General features: G+C 65.6%; 19 protein-coding genes. 13 read left to right on the top strand and 6 right to left on the bottom strand.

Features of this window, described 5'->3' with window-relative positions; genetic code table 11:
* Window positions 1-50: 50 nt before the first annotated feature.
* Both E0H45_RS21260 and E0H45_RS21265 read right to left on the bottom strand, forming a co-directional pair.
* Entirely contained in the window at window positions 51-1,433 is a 1,383-nt protein-coding gene (locus E0H45_RS21260; protein WP_131339826.1) for a DUF7125 family protein, read from the bottom strand.
* Window positions 1,430-2,095 carry a response regulator gene (locus E0H45_RS21265; RefSeq protein ID WP_131339828.1) on the bottom strand — a complete coding sequence of 222 codons (666 nt, stop codon included), beginning with the start codon at window positions 2,093-2,095 and terminating at the stop codon, window positions 1,430-1,432. Before E0H45_RS21265 ends, E0H45_RS21260 begins: the two co-directional genes overlap by 4 nt.
* A 265-nt stretch (window positions 2,096-2,360) precedes the next feature.
* On the opposite strand from E0H45_RS21265, the gene E0H45_RS42935 reads away from it, so the two are divergent.
* From E0H45_RS42935 to E0H45_RS21295, 6 genes are all read left to right on the top strand, one after another.
* Window positions 2,361-2,510 carry a hypothetical protein gene (locus E0H45_RS42935; protein ID WP_202872422.1) on the top strand — a complete coding sequence of 50 codons (150 nt, stop codon included), beginning with the start codon at window positions 2,361-2,363 and terminating at the stop codon, window positions 2,508-2,510.
* Window positions 2,511-2,539: 29 nt separating this feature from the next.
* Window positions 2,540-2,974 carry a hypothetical protein gene (locus E0H45_RS21275; protein WP_131339830.1) on the top strand — a complete coding sequence of 145 codons (435 nt, stop codon included), beginning with the start codon at window positions 2,540-2,542 and terminating at the stop codon, window positions 2,972-2,974.
* Window positions 2,975-3,091: 117 nt separating this feature from the next.
* On the top strand, window positions 3,092-3,898 hold the full coding sequence (locus tag E0H45_RS21280) for a PrsW family intramembrane metalloprotease (RefSeq protein ID WP_202872423.1): 807 nt from the start codon (window positions 3,092-3,094) through the stop codon (window positions 3,896-3,898).
* Window positions 3,895-5,418, top strand: coding sequence for an MFS transporter (locus tag E0H45_RS21285; RefSeq protein ID WP_131339834.1), 1,524 nt, complete (start codon window positions 3,895-3,897; stop codon window positions 5,416-5,418). Before E0H45_RS21280 ends, E0H45_RS21285 begins: the two co-directional genes overlap by 4 nt.
* Before the next feature lie 2 nt (window positions 5,419-5,420).
* Window positions 5,421-6,557, top strand: coding sequence for a mechanosensitive ion channel family protein (locus E0H45_RS21290; RefSeq protein ID WP_131339835.1), 1,137 nt, complete (start codon window positions 5,421-5,423; stop codon window positions 6,555-6,557).
* A gap of 146 nt (window positions 6,558-6,703) precedes the next feature.
* Window positions 6,704-7,153 (top strand): DUF1931 family protein, encoded by a 450-nt coding sequence (locus E0H45_RS21295; RefSeq protein WP_131339837.1) that lies wholly within the window; start codon window positions 6,704-6,706, stop codon window positions 7,151-7,153.
* Between the two features lie 105 nt (window positions 7,154-7,258).
* Here the strand turns inward: E0H45_RS21295 and E0H45_RS21300 are convergent, their stop codons facing one another.
* Together E0H45_RS21300 and E0H45_RS21305 are read right to left on the bottom strand one after the other, a co-directional pair.
* A complete protein-coding gene (locus tag E0H45_RS21300; protein WP_131339839.1) occupies window positions 7,259-7,714 on the bottom strand; it encodes a thioredoxin family protein in 456 nt (151 codons plus the stop codon).
* Window positions 7,715-7,954: 240 nt separating this feature from the next.
* The gene (locus tag E0H45_RS21305) at window positions 7,955-8,509 is read right to left on the bottom strand and encodes a hemerythrin domain-containing protein (RefSeq protein ID WP_131339841.1); all 555 of its coding nucleotides are present in this window, start codon (window positions 8,507-8,509) and stop codon (window positions 7,955-7,957) included.
* Window positions 8,510-8,909: 400 nt separating this feature from the next.
* Here E0H45_RS21305 and E0H45_RS21310 point away from each other — a divergent pair, with 400 nt between their 5' ends.
* Together E0H45_RS21310 and E0H45_RS43880 are read left to right on the top strand one after the other, a co-directional pair.
* On the top strand, window positions 8,910-10,133 hold the full coding sequence (locus E0H45_RS21310; protein ID WP_131339843.1) for an MFS transporter: 1,224 nt from the start codon (window positions 8,910-8,912) through the stop codon (window positions 10,131-10,133).
* A gap of 117 nt (window positions 10,134-10,250) precedes the next feature.
* Entirely contained in the window at window positions 10,251-10,439 is a 189-nt protein-coding gene (locus E0H45_RS43880) for a GNAT family N-acetyltransferase (protein WP_420323343.1), read from the top strand.
* Here the strand turns inward: E0H45_RS43880 and E0H45_RS21320 are convergent.
* Window positions 10,409-10,942: a GNAT family N-acetyltransferase gene (locus tag E0H45_RS21320; RefSeq protein ID WP_131339845.1), complete on the bottom strand. Its 534-nt coding sequence runs from the start codon at window positions 10,940-10,942 to the stop codon at window positions 10,409-10,411. The two genes, E0H45_RS43880 and E0H45_RS21320, sit on opposite strands and share 31 nt — an antisense overlap.
* A 241-nt stretch (window positions 10,943-11,183) precedes the next feature.
* Between E0H45_RS21320 and E0H45_RS21325 the strand changes: the two genes are divergently transcribed.
* A complete protein-coding gene (locus tag E0H45_RS21325) occupies window positions 11,184-11,981 on the top strand; it encodes a GNAT family N-acetyltransferase (protein ID WP_131339847.1) in 798 nt (265 codons plus the stop codon).
* Window positions 11,982-12,003: 22 nt separating this feature from the next.
* On the opposite strand, the gene E0H45_RS21330 is transcribed toward E0H45_RS21325, so the two are convergent.
* The gene (locus E0H45_RS21330) at window positions 12,004-12,642 is read right to left on the bottom strand and encodes a TetR/AcrR family transcriptional regulator (RefSeq protein ID WP_202872424.1); all 639 of its coding nucleotides are present in this window, start codon (window positions 12,640-12,642) and stop codon (window positions 12,004-12,006) included.
* A gap of 181 nt (window positions 12,643-12,823) precedes the next feature.
* On the opposite strand from E0H45_RS21330, the gene E0H45_RS21335 reads away from it, so the two are divergent.
* The 4 genes from E0H45_RS21335 to E0H45_RS21350 all read left to right on the top strand — a co-directional run bounded on the left by E0H45_RS21335 (window position 12,824) and on the right by E0H45_RS21350 (window position 16,185).
* Window positions 12,824-13,264 carry a DUF5709 domain-containing protein gene (locus E0H45_RS21335; RefSeq protein WP_131339850.1) on the top strand — a complete coding sequence of 147 codons (441 nt, stop codon included), beginning with the start codon at window positions 12,824-12,826 and terminating at the stop codon, window positions 13,262-13,264.
* Window positions 13,264-14,313 (top strand): GNAT family N-acetyltransferase, encoded by a 1,050-nt coding sequence (locus E0H45_RS21340; protein WP_131339852.1) that lies wholly within the window; start codon window positions 13,264-13,266, stop codon window positions 14,311-14,313. The genes E0H45_RS21335 and E0H45_RS21340 overlap by 1 nt, the downstream gene beginning before the upstream one ends.
* A 55-nt stretch (window positions 14,314-14,368) precedes the next feature.
* On the top strand, window positions 14,369-15,160 hold the full coding sequence (locus E0H45_RS21345; protein ID WP_238155127.1) for an SDR family NAD(P)-dependent oxidoreductase: 792 nt from the start codon (window positions 14,369-14,371) through the stop codon (window positions 15,158-15,160).
* Window positions 15,161-15,321: 161 nt separating this feature from the next.
* Window positions 15,322-16,185 (top strand): alpha/beta fold hydrolase, encoded by an 864-nt coding sequence (locus tag E0H45_RS21350; protein ID WP_202872425.1) that lies wholly within the window; start codon window positions 15,322-15,324, stop codon window positions 16,183-16,185.
* Window positions 16,186-16,274 lie beyond the last annotated feature (89 nt).

The raw sequence follows: 16,274 nt of genomic DNA on the forward strand, positions 1-16,274 counted from the left end.
GAAGTGCGGAAGGCAACTACTCCTGCGGAGCACTCTGGCCAGCCCCAAAGTCACTCAGTGGTCCGCGCGGACACGAGCATGATCCCGTCGGCGGTGATCTGGAACTCCCTCACCCCGGACTGATGGTCGGTGGCTCGTGTCTTCAGCACCGTCAGCGTGCGCGACATCTTTGCGGTGACACCTGTGTATTGCAGCAGTACGACGTTGTCGGCCATGTGCGACGCAGCCACGTCCGAGAGTTTCGACACCCCGAACAGCTCAGGGAGTTCATAGGTCATCATCAGGCTCGTGCTCTGTCGCGACGACCTGTGCAGCAAGGAGTACAGGTACTCCCTGAAGCGCATCTCATCAGGTGCCGCAGCCTGCAGGTCTGCGACGCTGTCCAGGAGAACCCTGCTGGCACCGGTCGTCTCGATCATGTCGAGCAGCTCGTACACCCACTGGTCGACGTTGAGGTCGACGGGGCTGCGGTACATGAGTGTCAGGTTGTCGGTCTTCACAGACCAGCCGAACTGCGACGCCGTTCGCTCCAGCTGCGACGGATCCTCCTGCATCGTCGCGATGATCGCGCCTTCACCCTGGTTGACGGCGTGGAAGACGAAATGCAATCCCATCAGGGTCTTCCCGATACCGGTAGGTCCTGCCACCAGGATCGACGCCCCCGACCAGTAGCCGTCCTTGAGCATGTCGTCGAGCGCCCGGATACCGGACGGAACACGCTCGCCGCGGAGTTCGTAGTCCCTCGCGTCCGCCGGGTCCGCGAGTCGGGGATAGACCGTGATGCCGTCCTCGGACAGGCGGTAGGAATGCCTCCCCGCCAGGAAGTCGCCGCCCCGGAGCTTGTGTACCTGGAGAGCCCGGGACGTGCGTTCGGCGGAATGAACGCTGTTCAGGGCGATGATCGCATCGGCCACAGCGAACTCGGGAGAGCGCTGGATCTCGTCCTCCAGATACTCCCCGACCCACAGCGAAGTCACCGGGAAAGCGCTCAGCATGCCGGCAAGATCGTGGAGGAACGGGCGAAAGGCACCGGTCCGGCCTGCGTAGGGATGCATCGCCTTGAAACTGTCGATCACGATCATCGCAGGCTGCCTGACCCGGATGAGCTCGCGCACGCGCTCGAGAACTCCCGGCAGGCCGTGGTCGCGGAGTGTCCCCCCGAGGTCCTCGTACCACACGCTGCGCCCGACCGCAGTCGGATCGAAGAACGACAGCGTCTGACCGTACCGGAGGACCTTCTCCAGTGGCTCGGAGACCGTGGTCAGGTACAGGGCCGACCGTTCAGGGGTGGCATTGGCGAAGACCCATTGCTGCGCGAATATCGTCTTGCCGGCGCCGGGGGCGCCCATCACCAGGATGATCGCGTCGCGGGAAAGTCCGCCGCCGAGGACGACATCGAGCGGATCCGATCCAGAGGTCATTCGGTCGTTCATGGGCTGGAATCCGAAGTGGACCCCGACCGCAGGTAGGCGCTTTGCCCCAGCAGATCCCGGACGACCGACACCAGTCGCAGTGGCTCCAGCGGTTTCCTCAGAAAGGCGGCGGCGCCCGCCTCGAGCGCCGCGTCCCGGAGATCGAGCGTCGAGATCGCCAGCACCGGAGCATCGAATTGCTGTCTCAACTGCGCACAGAGCCGCAGTCCCTGCGCGCCGGAGATCAGCAGATCGATCAGTACGAGATCGGGAACCTTCCGTACGGCTTCAGCCAAGGCCTGCTCGGCCGTGGAGACAACCGTGACGCCGTATCCTTCCGTCCGCAGGAAGTAGTCGGAGAAGTCGGCAGCGAACGGATCCTGTTCGGCCAGCATGACGAGCAGCCCGTCGCCGCCCGGGACCTTCGCACGCTCCAGCGGTACGCCGCTGGCCAGGCGGCCCTGCAGCAGGCGGTATGCGTCGCTAGCGGCCATTCCGTCCGATAATCGGTCGCCGACGAAGCGCAACTGCTCGACCTGCAACCGCGAGTACAGGCGATGGCCGCCCGGACTCCGCTCGGGCACCACGACGCCGTACCGGTCCTCCCACGTCCGCAGCGTCGCCGCCGGGATGCCGAGCATCCGCACGATGGCCCCGATGCTGTAGACAGGCCGATCAGGCATAGGACGAACGCATCTCTCTGGGTCCGGGATGACACGCGTTCTACCGGCGAACAGCCGCCGGTCAGGCTCCTGATGGCTGGAGCATAGGTACTCGGCACGGATACCTATTGCATGCCCGGCAGACTACCTCATCTCGCGGCAGACGAATTTGCCGTCCACGTGACGGCCAGGGGTAGTGGACTACAAGGTTCCGGGATGACGGCACCAGTCTCTTCGCCGAGACTCAAAACCGTGCCGTCGGAGCACCGCGACGTACGACCAGGGAGTGCTGACGCTCGTCGTTCCGGTCGCCGAACAGGCAAAGCCGCGCAGGCTCCAGATCACCGAGAGCGGCGGCACGAAGGATGACGTCGTACAGAACGGCGTCACGCAGGAGAGCGCGGACCGCAAGCCCGCCATCACCGCTCCCGCCTGACCTGAGGCACTCCGAGACAGGAGGCGACCGTGGATCTGCAAGTAAAGGCCTGGGAGGTACCGCTGCGGGTCGGCGCGGGCGCCTTCGTCCTCAATTCCGGCCTGGCCAAGCTCCGCGCGGACGACGCGGCCGCCAAGCAGACCCACGGATTCGCCGCAGGCGCCTATCCGGCCCTCCGCCGGCTCGATGCCCGTTGGTTCGTGGCAGCGCTCTCGGCGGGAGAGATCGCACTCGGCACGGCACTGCTGGTCCCGATGGTGCCGCCTGCTCTCGTCGGCGCAGGCCTGACCGCGTTCTCCGGAGCCCTCCTCGGCCTGTATCTGCGCACCCCAGGTCTGCGCCAGGAAGGCAGTCTCCGCCCGACTGAGCAGGGCATCCCGATCGCCAAAGATGTCTGGCTGCTGGCCATCGGGCTCGCGTTCGTCGTGGACGATGTCCACGACCGGATGCGCAGGAAGACGTGAACCGGCATGTCCGCCGTTACAACCGGCAGATCGGCACATCGACGCGGCCGCCGTGAGTGGGCTCAGATTTTCGGCGCTGGCTTCACACTGTGGCTCGCCTGCCTCGTCGTCACGCTGTTGACCGCCAACGCCAACCTGGTACCTACGCTGATCCTGCTCGGCAGTTTTCTCATCCCCGTCACGTTCGTCGCCTGGTCGTTCGAAAGGTGGCGGGACGAGCACCTCACGGCCGAGCTCATCGTCAAAGCCTTCGTAGTGGGCGGACTGCTGGGCGTGCTGGCGGCAGCCGTGCTGGAGACCTACCTGCTGGAGCCCTCTCCGTGGTTGTTCCTCGGCGTCGGCCTGATCGAAGAGGCTGCCAAGCTCGGCGCGCTCATCTTCGTCACCCGCCACTTGGCGCGGCGCCATGGCCGGGACGGATTCGTGCTCGGCGCCGCGGTCGGCTTCGGGTTTGCAGCGTTCGAGTCGGCCGGGTACGCGTTCAACGCGTTGCTGACCGTCAAAGGCCTGTCATTGACTGCTCTTGTCGAGACCGAGCTGCTGCGGAGCGTACTGGCGCCGTTCGGACACGGGCTGTGGACGGCGATCCTCGGTGGAGTGCTGTTCCGGGAAGCGCGGGCAGGTCGGTTCCACTTCAATCGTGTGGTTCTGCTCATGTATCTGTGGGTCTCGGTGCTGCACGCATTGTGGGACTACACCCACAGCATCGCTCTCGCGCTGACGTTCCTGCTCACCGGTACACCGTGGCAGTACCGGCTGCTCTCCATGGGCTATCCTCCGTCGCCAACCTCTGAACAGGTGCACGTGTTCACGGTGCTGTCCGTCGGCTTCCTCGCTCTGGTGGCGCTGCTGGGCATCGCCACCCTCTGGGCCACCTGGCGAAGGACCCGGCCCGAGAAGGCGCATTCGGCGTCCCTGCCATGACGAATCCCGGAAACGTGCAGCCCGCGCCAGGTCCGATCCGGACCAGTGTGCCGGCCCGTCTCGATCGGCTCCCCTGGACCGGATTCCACTGGCGGGTGGTCATCGCGCTCGGTATCACCTGGGTGCTGGACGGCATCGAGATCACCATCGCCGGCACGATCGCCGACCGTCTCCGCGACCAGGACAGCCTGGGCTTCTCCTCCTCGCAGGTGGGGCTGGCGGCGAGTCTCTATCTGCTCGGCGAGGTGTTCGGTGCGCTGCTGTTCGGCAGGCTGACCGACAAGCTCGGCCGCCGCAAGCTCTTCCTTGCGACGCTCGGCCTGTACCTGCTCGGGAACGCACTCACCGCGTTGTCGATGAACTTCTTGTTCTTCGCCGCGACCCGGGTCATCGCCGGAGCCGGCATCGGCGGTGAGTACGCCGCGATCAACTCAGCCATCGACGAGCTGATTCCGGCGAAGTACCGCGGCCGAACGGACCTCGCCGTCAACGGAACCTACTGGCTGGGAGCGATGATCGGCGCGGCGGCGAACCTCGCCTTCCTCAACCAGAACGTCTTCGGCGTTGACCTCGGCTGGCGGATCGCTCTCCTCATCGGCCCCCTGATCGGCGTGATGATCTGGCCACTGCGGCGCCACCTCCCGGAGAGTCCGCGGTGGCTGCTCACCCACGGGCGGGTCGACGAGGCAGAGCGCATCGTCTGCGAGATCGAACGAAACACCGAGGCGAAGGGCATCGACGTGCCACCCGTCGGCGAGGACAGCGTCATCATGATCGACCCCCGGGGAGCGATCAACTACCGCGAGCTCGCGGGTGTGGTGCTACGGGACTACCGCCGCCGGTCGCTGGTCGGCCTGACACTCATGGTCACCCAGGCCTTCCTCTACAACGCGATCTTCTTCACCTATGCGTTGATCCTCGCCGACTTCTACGGCATCCGGGGTGGCGCGGTGGCCTACTTCATCTTCCCGTTCGCCGTCGGCAACCTGCTCGGACCGATCCTTCTCGGCCAGTACTTCGACACGATCGGCCGGCGGGTGATGGTCGGCGGCACCTACGCCGTGTCCGGACTGCTGCTGTTGGTCACCGGCTGGCTCTTCAACGACGGCGCGCTCACCGCGGTCACGCAGACGATCTTGTGGTGCGTCATCTTCTTCTTCGCCTCGGCCGCGGCGTCATCGGCGTACCTGACTGTGAGCGAGATCTTCCCGATCGAACTTCGGGCGCAGGCGATCTCCTTCTTCTTCGCCCTGGCAGTGCTTGTCGGCGGAGTCGTTGCACCATGGCTGTTCGCGACGCTGATCGGTGACGGCGACGATCGGGGACGGGTGTTCCTCGGCTACGCCCTCGCGTCGATCCTGATGATCGTCGGTGGCCTCGTCGAGTTCGCCTGGGGCGTCAATGCCGAACAGCGCTCGCTGGAGGCAGTCGCAACGCCGCTGTCCGCCCGCGCGGCGACCGCAGCTGCCGAGAGCGGTCTCACGGGTGGTCTCACGGCACACGTTCGTCGCGGGCCTTGAGCATGGATCGAGGTTTCGGACAGCCGGCGCTCACGCTGATCATCGCGGTGGCTGTTGCCTGGCTGACGGCATTTGCCACGGAGCGATTCGTACGCCGCAGGATACGGCGGTCAGAGGCGACGGTGTGGCTGTCGCTCGAACAGCGTTGCAGACGGACGTTCCGGATCACTCTGATCGTCGCCGCGATCCTCTTGGCGCTGCCGTACGCAGGGCCAGGCGGGACACTCGTGCCGGTCGGGCGGCACGTCCTCGTCCTCGTTCTGATCGCGGCCGTCCTGCGGCTGCTCATTCAGTTGAGCGGCGTCTTCGAAGACGTCACCGTCGCGCGATTCGACATCGGCATCAGCGACAACCGGCGAGCTCGCAAGATTCGAACGCAGGTCGTCCTGATCCGCAGGATGACAATCGCGATCCTGGTCGTAGTGGCCGCCGCCACGGCAGTCATGACCATCCCTTCGGCACGTTCCGTCGGCGCGAGCTTCCTCGTGTCCGCAGGTGTGCTCAGCGTCGTGGTCGGTGTCGCTGCGCAGACGACGCTCGGCAACCTGCTGGCCGGTCTGCAGATCCTGCTCACCGACCCGATCCGCATCGACGACGTCGTCGTCGTGAACGATGAATGGGGTCGCATCGACGAGATCACCCTGACCTATGTCGTAGTCCGCGCCTGGGACAACCGTCGGCTCATCCTGCCGATCTCGTGGTTCACGACCAACGTTTTCCAGAACTGGACGCGGCAAGAGGCGCGGGTGGTCGGCAGCATCGTGTTGCACGTCGACTTCAGCGTTCCCGTCGAGGAGCTCCGCGCCGAGATGTACCGCCTCGTCCAGGAGTCACCGTTGTGGGACGGCCTGGACTGGGTGCTGCAGGTGGTCGACACGACTCCGTCCACGATGGTCGTCCGGGGGCTCGTGAGCTCCGCAGACGCGCCCAGCAACTGGGATCTGCGCTGCGAGGTACGCGAGAAGTTGCTGAGGTTCGTGCAAGAGCGTCACCCGGGCGCACTGCCGAAGGTACGCGCCGACGTGGTCGAATCCGCAGTACCGATCCGCTTCCCGAGCACAGACGGGCGCGTGACCCCAGCTGCGACAAGCGAGCGGCGGCCGGCCAGGAACTGGGACAGATCTGATGGGGCGAACTGAACGACCGCGCCTATGCAGACATCGGGGTCGCTTGTTCTACACGTTTGCGTGGTGACGCGGGCATCTCGTCGCGGCAGCATGGCGAAGGTTGGCGTGCCTTCGACGAACCCTCAGGTCGTCCAGCATCCACACCAAGAGGAGACACCATGACTGTCATGGCTGTGCACAGGTTCGAGCGCTTCTTCCGCGCCACGGCGGGTCTGGACGTCGACAAGGACGACCTCAAGCGCTACAGCGAGTTCGTCAGCGACAAACTGCATGATCTCCTGATGATCGGCCAGGCCACGGCGAAGGCGAACGGCCGGGACATCCTCCAGCCACGCGACCTACCTATCACCAAGGGCTTGCAGGAGAGTATTCATGTGTTCCGCGAGGTCGACGAGGAGATCGAACTGCAGCCGATCTTGGCGCAGCTGACGAAATGGCCACCGCTCGACGTGACTGTCAGCGAGGAGACCGAATCTCGGTTGCCCGAGGTGGTCGGAGGGCTGAGCGTCGCGCTCGCTCGCACCATCAAGGTCATCGACCCTGAGGTCAAGAATCCGCAGACAGCGCACTGGGCAGACGCCTTCCGCATCTTCGGCCTGTTGCTGTAGCTCTGACAGCGGATCCGCTACTGCTATGCCGAGGCGGCCGCCAGATCCCTCGGCAACCCTCCGGGGTGCGGGACGCAACCGGACGGATCTGTGCCAGGTGCGGGTCTACCCCTGTTCACGACCCACCTGGCCGGTCAGCGCATCCTCCAGCCAATGCCTCAGTACGGCGGCCGGCGCGGCGCCGGCGTGCCGCGCGACCATCTGCCCGCCGCTCAACAGAATCAAGGTGGAGTTCGCCTGGGTCTCGAACCGCTGCGACACTGCGGGCGCGTCGCCGGCGTTGACTTTCACCAGCTTCAGCTCACCGGCCTTCTCGATCGCCAGCTTCTCGAGCACCGAGCTGACGAACCGCCAAGGTGAGCACCAGGGCACCCAGAGGTCCACCAGCACCGGCACGGTGGCGATGTCGGCGATCTGACCGAAGTCGCCGTCGCCGGCATCCACAACCCACGGCAGCGGCAGGCGGCAGTTGCCGCAGCGCGGTGCGCCCTTCGCCGCCGCCGGGACCTGGTTGCGACGCTGACACTTCGGACATGTGACGAGTTGCGGCGCGGCTACCATCTCAGCTCCGTTCCGACCTGGATCCGGCTTCGACCTTCGCTCCTGATCGTTCCCGCTACCGGCGGCTTATGCCTCGGCAACCTCGATGGTCAGGGCTTGCCGGGATCGGCGGCCTCTTCGCGAACGGTTCCACCTGTACGGCGGGCAAGCATCCCCCGAATGCGTAGTCGCCACGGCGGGTTCGCCGGATGGACCTCTCGTGGCCTCCTCCCGGTTCTGGAACATCAGGCGTGGGCTGACTCACTCGTCGGCGAGTTTGCGGAGGAGGTCTGCCAGGTCGTTGTTCGCCAGGTCTGCGAAGTCGGCCAGGCCGATGTTGGCGGCTTGCCGGTGCAGATCGGTCAGCCGGCGCTCGCCAGGACGTTCGCCGAAGTGGCGCTCCCGGCTGCGGATGAACGGCCCCGCGAGCTCGACCAGCTGATCCTCGGCGAGCCGGTCACGAAGGGCGGGCAGGATCTCGGTCTCCTCGCGCCGGAAGTGGTGATCGGTCCCGTCGGCGATGTCGGTCAAGATGCTGTCGAAGACCGCGTCGTCGGGGTCGACCTGTCCCAGCCTGACAAGCAGGTCTTCGGTGCGGAGGTGTTCGCGCTGTCTACAGCCGACTCCCTCCGCACCACCGGCGTCGCGTGCCCGCGGGTAGATCACGTCCTCCTCGGCACGGTGGTGCGCGACCAGCAGGGTGGACAAGACTGGGCGCAGCATGGGCCGGCGGTGCCGGTACCGGTCAAGCTGGTCGAACAGCCGCGCGATCTCCCGATGGTCCTGCTTGACGAGATCGATCAGGTCTTTGCTCATGCCCGCCTCCCTGCTGCGATTGCCGGCCCACCTCGCCTGCCACAGGATGGAGTACTCGGCCGTACCTCGGCGGTGAGGTAATCGATCCTGACTGTAGGAGCCGAGCAGCCGCGCGCGAATCACAAGATCAGGTGGTTTCCTACTCGGCGTCCTCAGGTTTCTGCCGCGAACTGCTCGCCGGCCCCGATACCGAGCAGGTGGTGCTGACCTGCGCCCCGCAAGGGTCCGTCGCGTTCACCGGAGGGACACTCGTACGCCGCATTCGGCTCGTCGACCGCTCGGATCGGGGTGGAGCTGCCGGTAAGACAGCACGACGGGATCGACGCTGATCACAGGTACCAGGACGCCATGGCGGTACTGCGTGGCGCGGGGCAATCGATCTGGAGAGAGGCGTGGCTCGATGCACGACGTGGCACCCGTGATCAATCTGCACCACCGGGACAGGACGCTCACCCTGGCGTTCGTCTCCGCGGTGATCGCCCTGGTGGCGACGTTCGCCGCTGTGGGGTCGACGATCCCGCTTTTCAACATCTACCGCGCCGAGGAAGGGCTCACCAACGCCGACGTCTCGCTGACCGTCGTCGCTTACTCCGCCGCGACTCTCAGCACACTGTTGGTCCTGGGACGACTGTCCAATCACGTTGGCCGACGGCCGCTCGCGATCGCCGGCCTCGGACTGCTCGTACTGGCGTGCCTGCTGCTCTTGAACGTGCACGACATCGGCATCCTGATTGCCGGACGGCTCCTGATGGGCCTCGGCGCCGGGCTGGGAAGCAGCACCCTCACCGCCTACATCGTCGACGCTGCGCCGACCCGGCCGGCCTGGCTGGCCTCCGTTGCTTCCAGCCAGACAGTCATGCTCGGTCTGGCCGTCGGGGCCATCGCGTCCGGTGCCTTGGTCCAGTTCGGGCCGTGGCCACGTGACCTCATCTACCTGGTAGTCATCGGCCTGCTCCTGCTGTCCGCCGCGCTCGTCGCGATCAGCCCCGAGACCGTGATCTCAACGCCGGGTGGTTGGCGATCACTGCGCCCGAGCATTCGCCTACCGGTCCGTGTCAGGCATCTGCTGCCCGTCGCGGCCGCCGTGTTCCTGGCCACCTGGGCGACCGGCGCCTTCTACCAAGCCTTCGTGCCCGCACTGGTAGAGGATCAACTGCACACCGACAACTCACTCATCGTCGGCCTGGTGTTCGCCGCGTACATGGGCCCCAGCGCCCTGGGCGCTCCCATCGGCGGCCGGTTCTCACCGGCAGCAGCGCAACGCCTCGGAATGATGACCTTCCTGGTCGGGTGGATCGGCATCATCACGGCGATCGCCACCGGAACGCTGGTGCTGTTCATCGCCGCAACCATCGTCGGAGGCGCCAGTCAAGGCATCGCCATCAGCGCGGCCGTCCGGGGTCTGCTGTACGGCAGCACCCTGTCAGACCGGGCACCGATCTTTGCGGTGGTGTATCTGCTCAGCTACACCGGCGCGACCGTCCCCAGCCTCATCTCCGCCCGGCTCGCCGGCATCATCTCCGTGCCACAAATTTCCCTCGGATACGGTGGACTCGCCCTTATCGCCACGCTGTTCACCGTCTTCGCCGCACGTAATCCGCAGACCCATAGTGTGAAAGGCTGAGTTGATGAGCAACGAAGAACAGGCGTCGGCGGCCGAGGAGCTGATCGACAACACCGAGCAAGGCCGCTTCGAGCTCTACCGAGTGGCGATCTGGTCGGATGGCTCTACTACACCCGCCTGAGGCCCAACCGGTACGCCCTCCGGCACACTGAAGTCGAGCCGAGTCATCAGCACCAGGGCGTCGCCGGCGCCATGGTACGGCGAGTGCTCGACGAGGTCGGACCCGCGAGGGCACGATCACCAAGATCCTGCGGATCGATTCACCCTCCGTCCACTCACTCGAGTTCGGCCGCACGGACGCGGTAGATCTGCATCAGCAGGCCGTAGTACTTGTCGGTCTCGCCTACCCACGCCATCCCGAGACGCCGTGCGGTCGCGCAGGCACGACGGTTCTGCGGTCGGGCGACCGCGTACAACTCGTCGATCGTCCCGGTTGCGAACGCCCAGCGCATCAAGGCCTGGCTCGCCTCGGTCGCGAACCCTCGGCCCCAGGCCGCCGGTTCGAGTTGCCAGCCGATCTCGAAGTCTTCCTCGTACGGCGGTAACAAGCCGATCGTCAGGCCGCCGACCACTGCACCGTCGGCTTTGCTGACGATCACCCATCGCCCGGCGGGTACGACGAGACTCTTGCCGGCCTCGATCCACGCGCGGAGCAGCAGGCGCATGGTCGCCTTGTTCGGGACCTGGTCCATCGCGGGCGCCAGCCATCGTGCCACTTCGGCAGACCCGTAGATCCGCAAGGCGGCGTCCGCGTCAGCCTCGGTCCACTCCCGAATCATGAGCCGGTCGCTCTCGATGATCACTGTCATATCGCCGTCCTGTCGATCGAGGTGTTCCCCGCGCCACCGGCCCCTCCGATGCCGCAAAGAGGGCTAACCAGTCCACTTCAAGCCGCCAGTCTTGCGCGATCCGTCCCGAGAATCAGTACTCGTGACAACTTCTTGGGCAAGAAGGTAGCCGCGATGCGCCATCCAAGGGAGGACTATATAGTCCTTTCATGGACGGAGCAGCTCAGCAGTCCGTTCAGAGCGCAGCACAGAGGAAGTAGCGATGACTGATCAGGTTCTTAGGCCCGACGGAACGGGCTTCTATCTCGCCGGTGGCGAGCTGTCCTCGACCGGCCCGGACGAGCAGACGATGACCGGCACTCCGCCGGTCGACTTCAGCGTCACCGCAGGCTTGTTCGGCAACACCGAGATCGACTTGACGCTGGCCAGCTGGAGCAGCGCACGGACGGACGACCCGGATAGCGTGCGGTCGGAAGAAGGGCGCCTGGTCCTGCCGTTGCGGACACAGCCGGTGATGCTCAACTCGCTCCCGAGCAAGGTGCGGGTGCAACTGCGTGCCGGAGCAGGCCTCCCCCAAGCCGAGGGCGCCTGGCTGCTCGTCCTTCACTTCCGCAATCGCGCGGGATCGAGCCTGACCTGGCAGGCCAGTCTTCCCACCGAGGCGTTCGGTACAGGCTGGCTGGCTCCGTTGGCCGACCTGCTGACCATCGACGACACGGAGGCCCTTGCGCAAACACCCAGCAGCACGCCGGCTTCTCCGACGATCACTGTGGTCCACCACGCAAACGACGAGTACTACGAGCTCCTCGTCGATGGTCAACAGGCCGGGCTCCTCGTCTACCACTTGATCGGCTCGCGCCTGTCCATCACGCACACCGTCATCGAACAGACATTCCGCGGACGAGGACTTTCGTGGGTCCTGGTCGGCCGCTCTCTCGACGACATCCGCACGCAGTCCGTGACGGTCTCGAACTACTGCGCCGTCGTCAGCCGCTTCATCGAGAAGAACCCGGAGTACGCCGATATCCTCGGCGCGCCCCGGCCTGCCCCGACCTCGTAACCAGGACGGTTGCGGAAGCGTGCTACTTCTTGCCGGCCGGCTTTGCGTACGCCCGGACCGAGTTCATCGCCAGATCGAGGGCGACCTGCATCGGTCCGGGGTCACGGGCGGCCTGGGCGAGAACGTACCCACCCTGGAGAGCAGCCATGATTCCCGTCGCCAGCGCTTGTGGATCAGCGGCCTTGGACAGCGCGCCGTTCGACTTCATCCGCTCGAGCGCTCCGGCCAGCAGGGAGATCCAGGACGTCAGGTGCGCCTCGAGATCGACGCGTGCTGCCTCGTCCTGGTCGGAGATCTCGGTCGACAGTGAGCCCAGTTCACAGCCGAGCGCCCCACGACGCGCCGTGACTCGCTGGAGGATGGCCCGGCACCAGCGATCCAGTCCGCTGAACGAGTCGACCCTGCGGAGATACTGCTCCTCACGCTCGAGTACCCGGCCGCCCCGCAGTGCGATCACTGCCTGGACCAGGGCACTCTTGTCGCTGAAGTGCCGGTAGAACTGTGACTTGCTCGTCCCACTCGCCGCGGTCACCTCGTCGAGCGTGGTCGCTGCGGCACCCTTGAGAGACATCAACTCGTCGGCTGCGGCGACGATCCGGGCTCGCGTGGCCGCGCCGCGGGCGGTCAGGCGGCGATCGAGCTCGTTCACTGTCTCGGGCACGAAACGAGCTTATCGGGGCCGAGCAACGATTGCTGCCGCTTCTGGAGATGAACGGTCCGCCATCAAGGCAGGATACCCACCAGATCGCCCTGGTCCTGCTCGACGGGTAAGTACGCGTGCCGTGGCCGACACGAACCCCGTGAGGAGCCGGCACGCCGCCGGCCGGTCGGCAGGAGGACGGATGAGCGAGGTCAGTCGGGAGTATTACGGCAGCTACAGCGTGGACGACGAGGACCAGCTCCAGTTCTCCGACACGCTCGACGGGCGCGGTGTCCCCGACCTTCTCGACGAGGGTTACTCGCCGCCGGAGAAGTGGTCGGCCGGTGAGGGGTTCGGCACGACTGCGGCGGAGGCGTTGCTGGGTGAGACCTTCGAACAGCGGCTTGCCCAGGAGGAGCCTGATATCGACCCGTACGCCGTGCCGCCGGAGTATGTCGACGGTCCGGAGGTCGGCCGGGAACGGGCCGGACGTCTGGTAGCTGGGGACGAGGGGTCGCACTTCGATCTCGAAGAAGAGCTGGTCGCGGCCGACGTCGGGATCGACGGAGGCGCCGCGAGCGCCGAAGAAGCCGCGATCCACGTTGTCGACGACGAGCCGCTGGAACTCGACGAGGTCAACTGATGAGGACCGTGGTGAACGACGTCCAGCGCGAGCTGACCGTGGTCGAGAACAGCGAGCTGCGGCGGTACGAGCTACTCGTCGCAGGCACGACGGCAGGAACCCTCGACTTCCGCGTCGTCGGCCGGCGGCGTGTTCTGGGGCACACCGAGATCGCGGCCGATCAGCGGGGACGTGGACTCGCTACGACACTGATCAAGGCAGTTCTCGACGACCTCCTCGCCACGGGTGTCCGGGTGACGAACTACTGCCCTGCAGTCGAGCGTTTCCTGCAAGACCATCCGCAGTACGTCGTGGTACTCGATCCGTCGCACCCACCGATCCATCCGCACTCCAGGAGTGCGGCAGATGAGAAGAAGCAAGTGGACCACTCCGCCCCACTGCAGCAGCTCGTACATGCCCAGCACTCCAGGCTCAGAGAGCTCGCCGCGCGTTCTCAGGACCCGAGCATGGACGGATTCGAACGGCGTCGCATCACGGACCATTTCACGGCCGTTGCCGCACAGCATGCGGCCGCGGTCGCCGATGTCCTGCTCTCCGCGGCCAGGATGTTGCCCGGTGAGGATACCGGGGTCCTGCTCGACAATCTCAAACAGTTCGAGCAGGCACTCCGGGTGCTCAAAGGCAGGGCGTACGGCGACGCGCGCTTCCTGAATCTCAGTGCAACCGAGACCTGGCGGGAGGTCGAACGCCTGCTGGCCGAGCACGAATCGACCGAGACGCGGATCGTGTCCGGCCTTGAGCGACTCCATGGTGCCGACGGCGCCACAGATCTGGCCCGGGCCTTGGCGCAACGGCAGTGGAGTTCGCCGACGCGGCCGCACCCCAACTCGCCGCATGCCGGAGTCGCCGGACGATTCGCACACCAGCTGTGGCGCATCGCCGACTCGACCTGGGACGAACTGGAAGGACGCGGACTTCCGACCGAGCCGGCGGAGCACGCGAATCGGCATTCGGCCTTCTCTCACTATCTGTTCGGAACGCCCGACGATGCCGGCTCCCCGGGCGGAACCGACACACCTCACATTCATCAGGATCCCGGGAAGCAGTAAGGCCGAACCCCCGATCGCCACACAAGTAGGGACATCTGGGTCACTCGGGCCCGGCGTGGATCGAGGGAAGCTCATGAGTGGTTATTTCGAAGGCCGCAAGCTCATCGTGGTCGGTGGGAGCAGCGGCATGGGGCGACAGACTGCCGCGGACATTGTCGGGCAAGGGGGCCAGGCCGTCATCGTCGGGCGTCAGAAGGCGAAAGTCGACCAGACAGTCGCCGAGCTCGGTGAGAAGGGCGAGGCGTGGGGGATCACTGCCGAACTGGCGGATCGCAAGCAGGTAGAAGACGTACAGGAGCAACTCGCCGCAGAGCACGCCGACGCGACGCTACTGGTCAACGCGGCCGGATTCTTCATCCCCAAAGAGTTCCTCGACTACAGCCAGGAGGACTACGACGCTTACCTGGAGCTGAACCGAGCCACGTTCTTCCTGACCCAGACGGTGGTGCGGGGGATGAAGGCGGCCGGCTCTGGTGGTGCGATCGTCAACATCGGCAGCATGTGGGCCCATCAGGCGGTGGCGGCGACGCCGGCGACCGGCTACTCGATGGCGAAAGCCGGCCTGCACGCTCTGACCCACAACCTGGCCATGGAATTGGCGGCCGACGGCATTCGCGTCAACGCCGTGGCTCCCGCGGTGGTGGCTACGCCGTTGTACGAGGGCTTCATCCCGGCCGACCAACTCGAGGCGACCGTGAAGGGATTCGACGGCTTCCATCCGTTGGGACGGGTTGGTACAGCCCAGGACATCGCCTCCTCAATTGTCTTCCTCCTCTCTCCGGAAGCCAGCTGGATCACCGGGACGATTCTCAACGTCGACGGCGGCGTGATGGCCGGACGCAACTGACGGCCGAGCAGCGTTCCTGGCCGGAACAGCCGGTAAGAAACCGATCTGTCGCGGCGGCCAACTCGTGCGAGCTCGGCCGCCGGACGGATCAGGTGATCCGAACGATGCCACCGACGAGCCCGCGCTCGATCAGGTCCCTGTGGAATGAGTGTGGAGAGCCCATGACGAGTTTTCAGACCGTGTCCGCCGGTGGGCTGGAGGTCTTCTACCGCGAAGCGGGTAAGCCCGGAGCACCGAAACTCCTGCTGCTCGGCGGATTCCCCTCCTCGTCTCACCAGTTCCGGAACCTGATGCCGGCACTGGCCGACAGATTCCACCTGGTCTCGATCGACTACCCCGGCTTCGGGAACACCGAGATGCCCGATCCTGCGGAGTGGGACTACACCTTCGACCACCTCGCGGAGATCGTCGACGAGGCGATGCTTGCGATCGACTTCACCGGACCGATGGGGCTGTACATGCAGGACTACGGGGGCCAGATCGGGAACCGACTGATCTCGCTTCATCCGGACTGGCTGCAGTGGCAGGTCATCCAGAACTCCAACATCTACGAAGAGGGGTTCACCGAGATCTGGGACGGGATTCGTCGCGTCCTCTGGGTCGACCGCAACCCCCAGACCGAGGCGCCGCTCGAGGCACTGGTCGAACCGGAAACAGTGAAGGCGATCTACCTGACCGGCCATCCCGATCCGACGAAGATCAGCCCGGACAACTGGAACCTCGATCTGCACTTCCTGGCCCGGCCGAACGCGCGCAGGGTGCACCTGGATCTCTTCTACGACTACCGGACGAACGCAGCCCAATACCCTGCCTGGCAGCGACGGCTGCGCCGTGACCAGCCCAAGACTCTGATCTTCTGGGGCCGGGGAGACATCTTCTTCACCCCGGCCGGCGGAGAGGCATATCTGCGTGACCTCCCCGACGCAAAGCTGGTCCGCCTCGATTCCGGACACTTCGCGACAGAGGACTGCCTGCACGAGATCGTTGACGGAATCAACAGTTTCTACGACGAGATCGTCAAGTAGCGGGCGCTGACGATCGGCACCTTGAAGGAGAGCCCGACTCCCTCTGTCTGTCCTTGGAAGGGGCGAGCCCGCTAATCATCGACTAGACC

It is taken from the genome of Kribbella soli, assembly GCF_004331345.1.
Taxonomy (GTDB): domain Bacteria; phylum Actinomycetota; class Actinomycetes; order Propionibacteriales; family Kribbellaceae; genus Kribbella; species Kribbella soli.

Excerpts from the sequence above, each read along its gene's own strand:
- E0H45_RS21260 (WP_131339826.1), bottom strand. The coding sequence starts at position 1,433 with ATGAACGACCGAATGACCTCTGGATCGGATCCGCTCGATGTCGTCCTC.
- E0H45_RS21265 (WP_131339828.1), bottom strand. The coding sequence starts at position 2,095 with ATGCCTGATCGGCCTGTCTACAGCATCGGGGCCATCGTGCGGATGCTC.
- E0H45_RS21285 (WP_131339834.1), top strand. The coding sequence starts at position 3,895 with ATGACGAATCCCGGAAACGTGCAGCCCGCGCCAGGTCCGATCCGGACC.
- E0H45_RS21290 (WP_131339835.1), top strand. The coding sequence starts at position 5,421 with ATGGATCGAGGTTTCGGACAGCCGGCGCTCACGCTGATCATCGCGGTG.
- E0H45_RS21295 (WP_131339837.1), top strand. The coding sequence starts at position 6,704 with ATGACTGTCATGGCTGTGCACAGGTTCGAGCGCTTCTTCCGCGCCACG.
- E0H45_RS21300 (WP_131339839.1), bottom strand. The coding sequence starts at position 7,714 with ATGGTAGCCGCGCCGCAACTCGTCACATGTCCGAAGTGTCAGCGTCGC.
- E0H45_RS21305 (WP_131339841.1), bottom strand. The coding sequence starts at position 8,509 with ATGAGCAAAGACCTGATCGATCTCGTCAAGCAGGACCATCGGGAGATC.
- E0H45_RS21310 (WP_131339843.1), top strand. The coding sequence starts at position 8,910 with ATGCACGACGTGGCACCCGTGATCAATCTGCACCACCGGGACAGGACG.
- E0H45_RS21320 (WP_131339845.1), bottom strand. The coding sequence starts at position 10,942 with ATGACAGTGATCATCGAGAGCGACCGGCTCATGATTCGGGAGTGGACC.
- E0H45_RS21325 (WP_131339847.1), top strand. The coding sequence starts at position 11,184 with ATGACTGATCAGGTTCTTAGGCCCGACGGAACGGGCTTCTATCTCGCC.
- E0H45_RS21335 (WP_131339850.1), top strand. The coding sequence starts at position 12,824 with ATGAGCGAGGTCAGTCGGGAGTATTACGGCAGCTACAGCGTGGACGAC.
- E0H45_RS21340 (WP_131339852.1), top strand. The coding sequence starts at position 13,264 with ATGAGGACCGTGGTGAACGACGTCCAGCGCGAGCTGACCGTGGTCGAG.
- E0H45_RS21350 (WP_202872425.1), top strand. The coding sequence starts at position 15,322 with ATGACGAGTTTTCAGACCGTGTCCGCCGGTGGGCTGGAGGTCTTCTAC.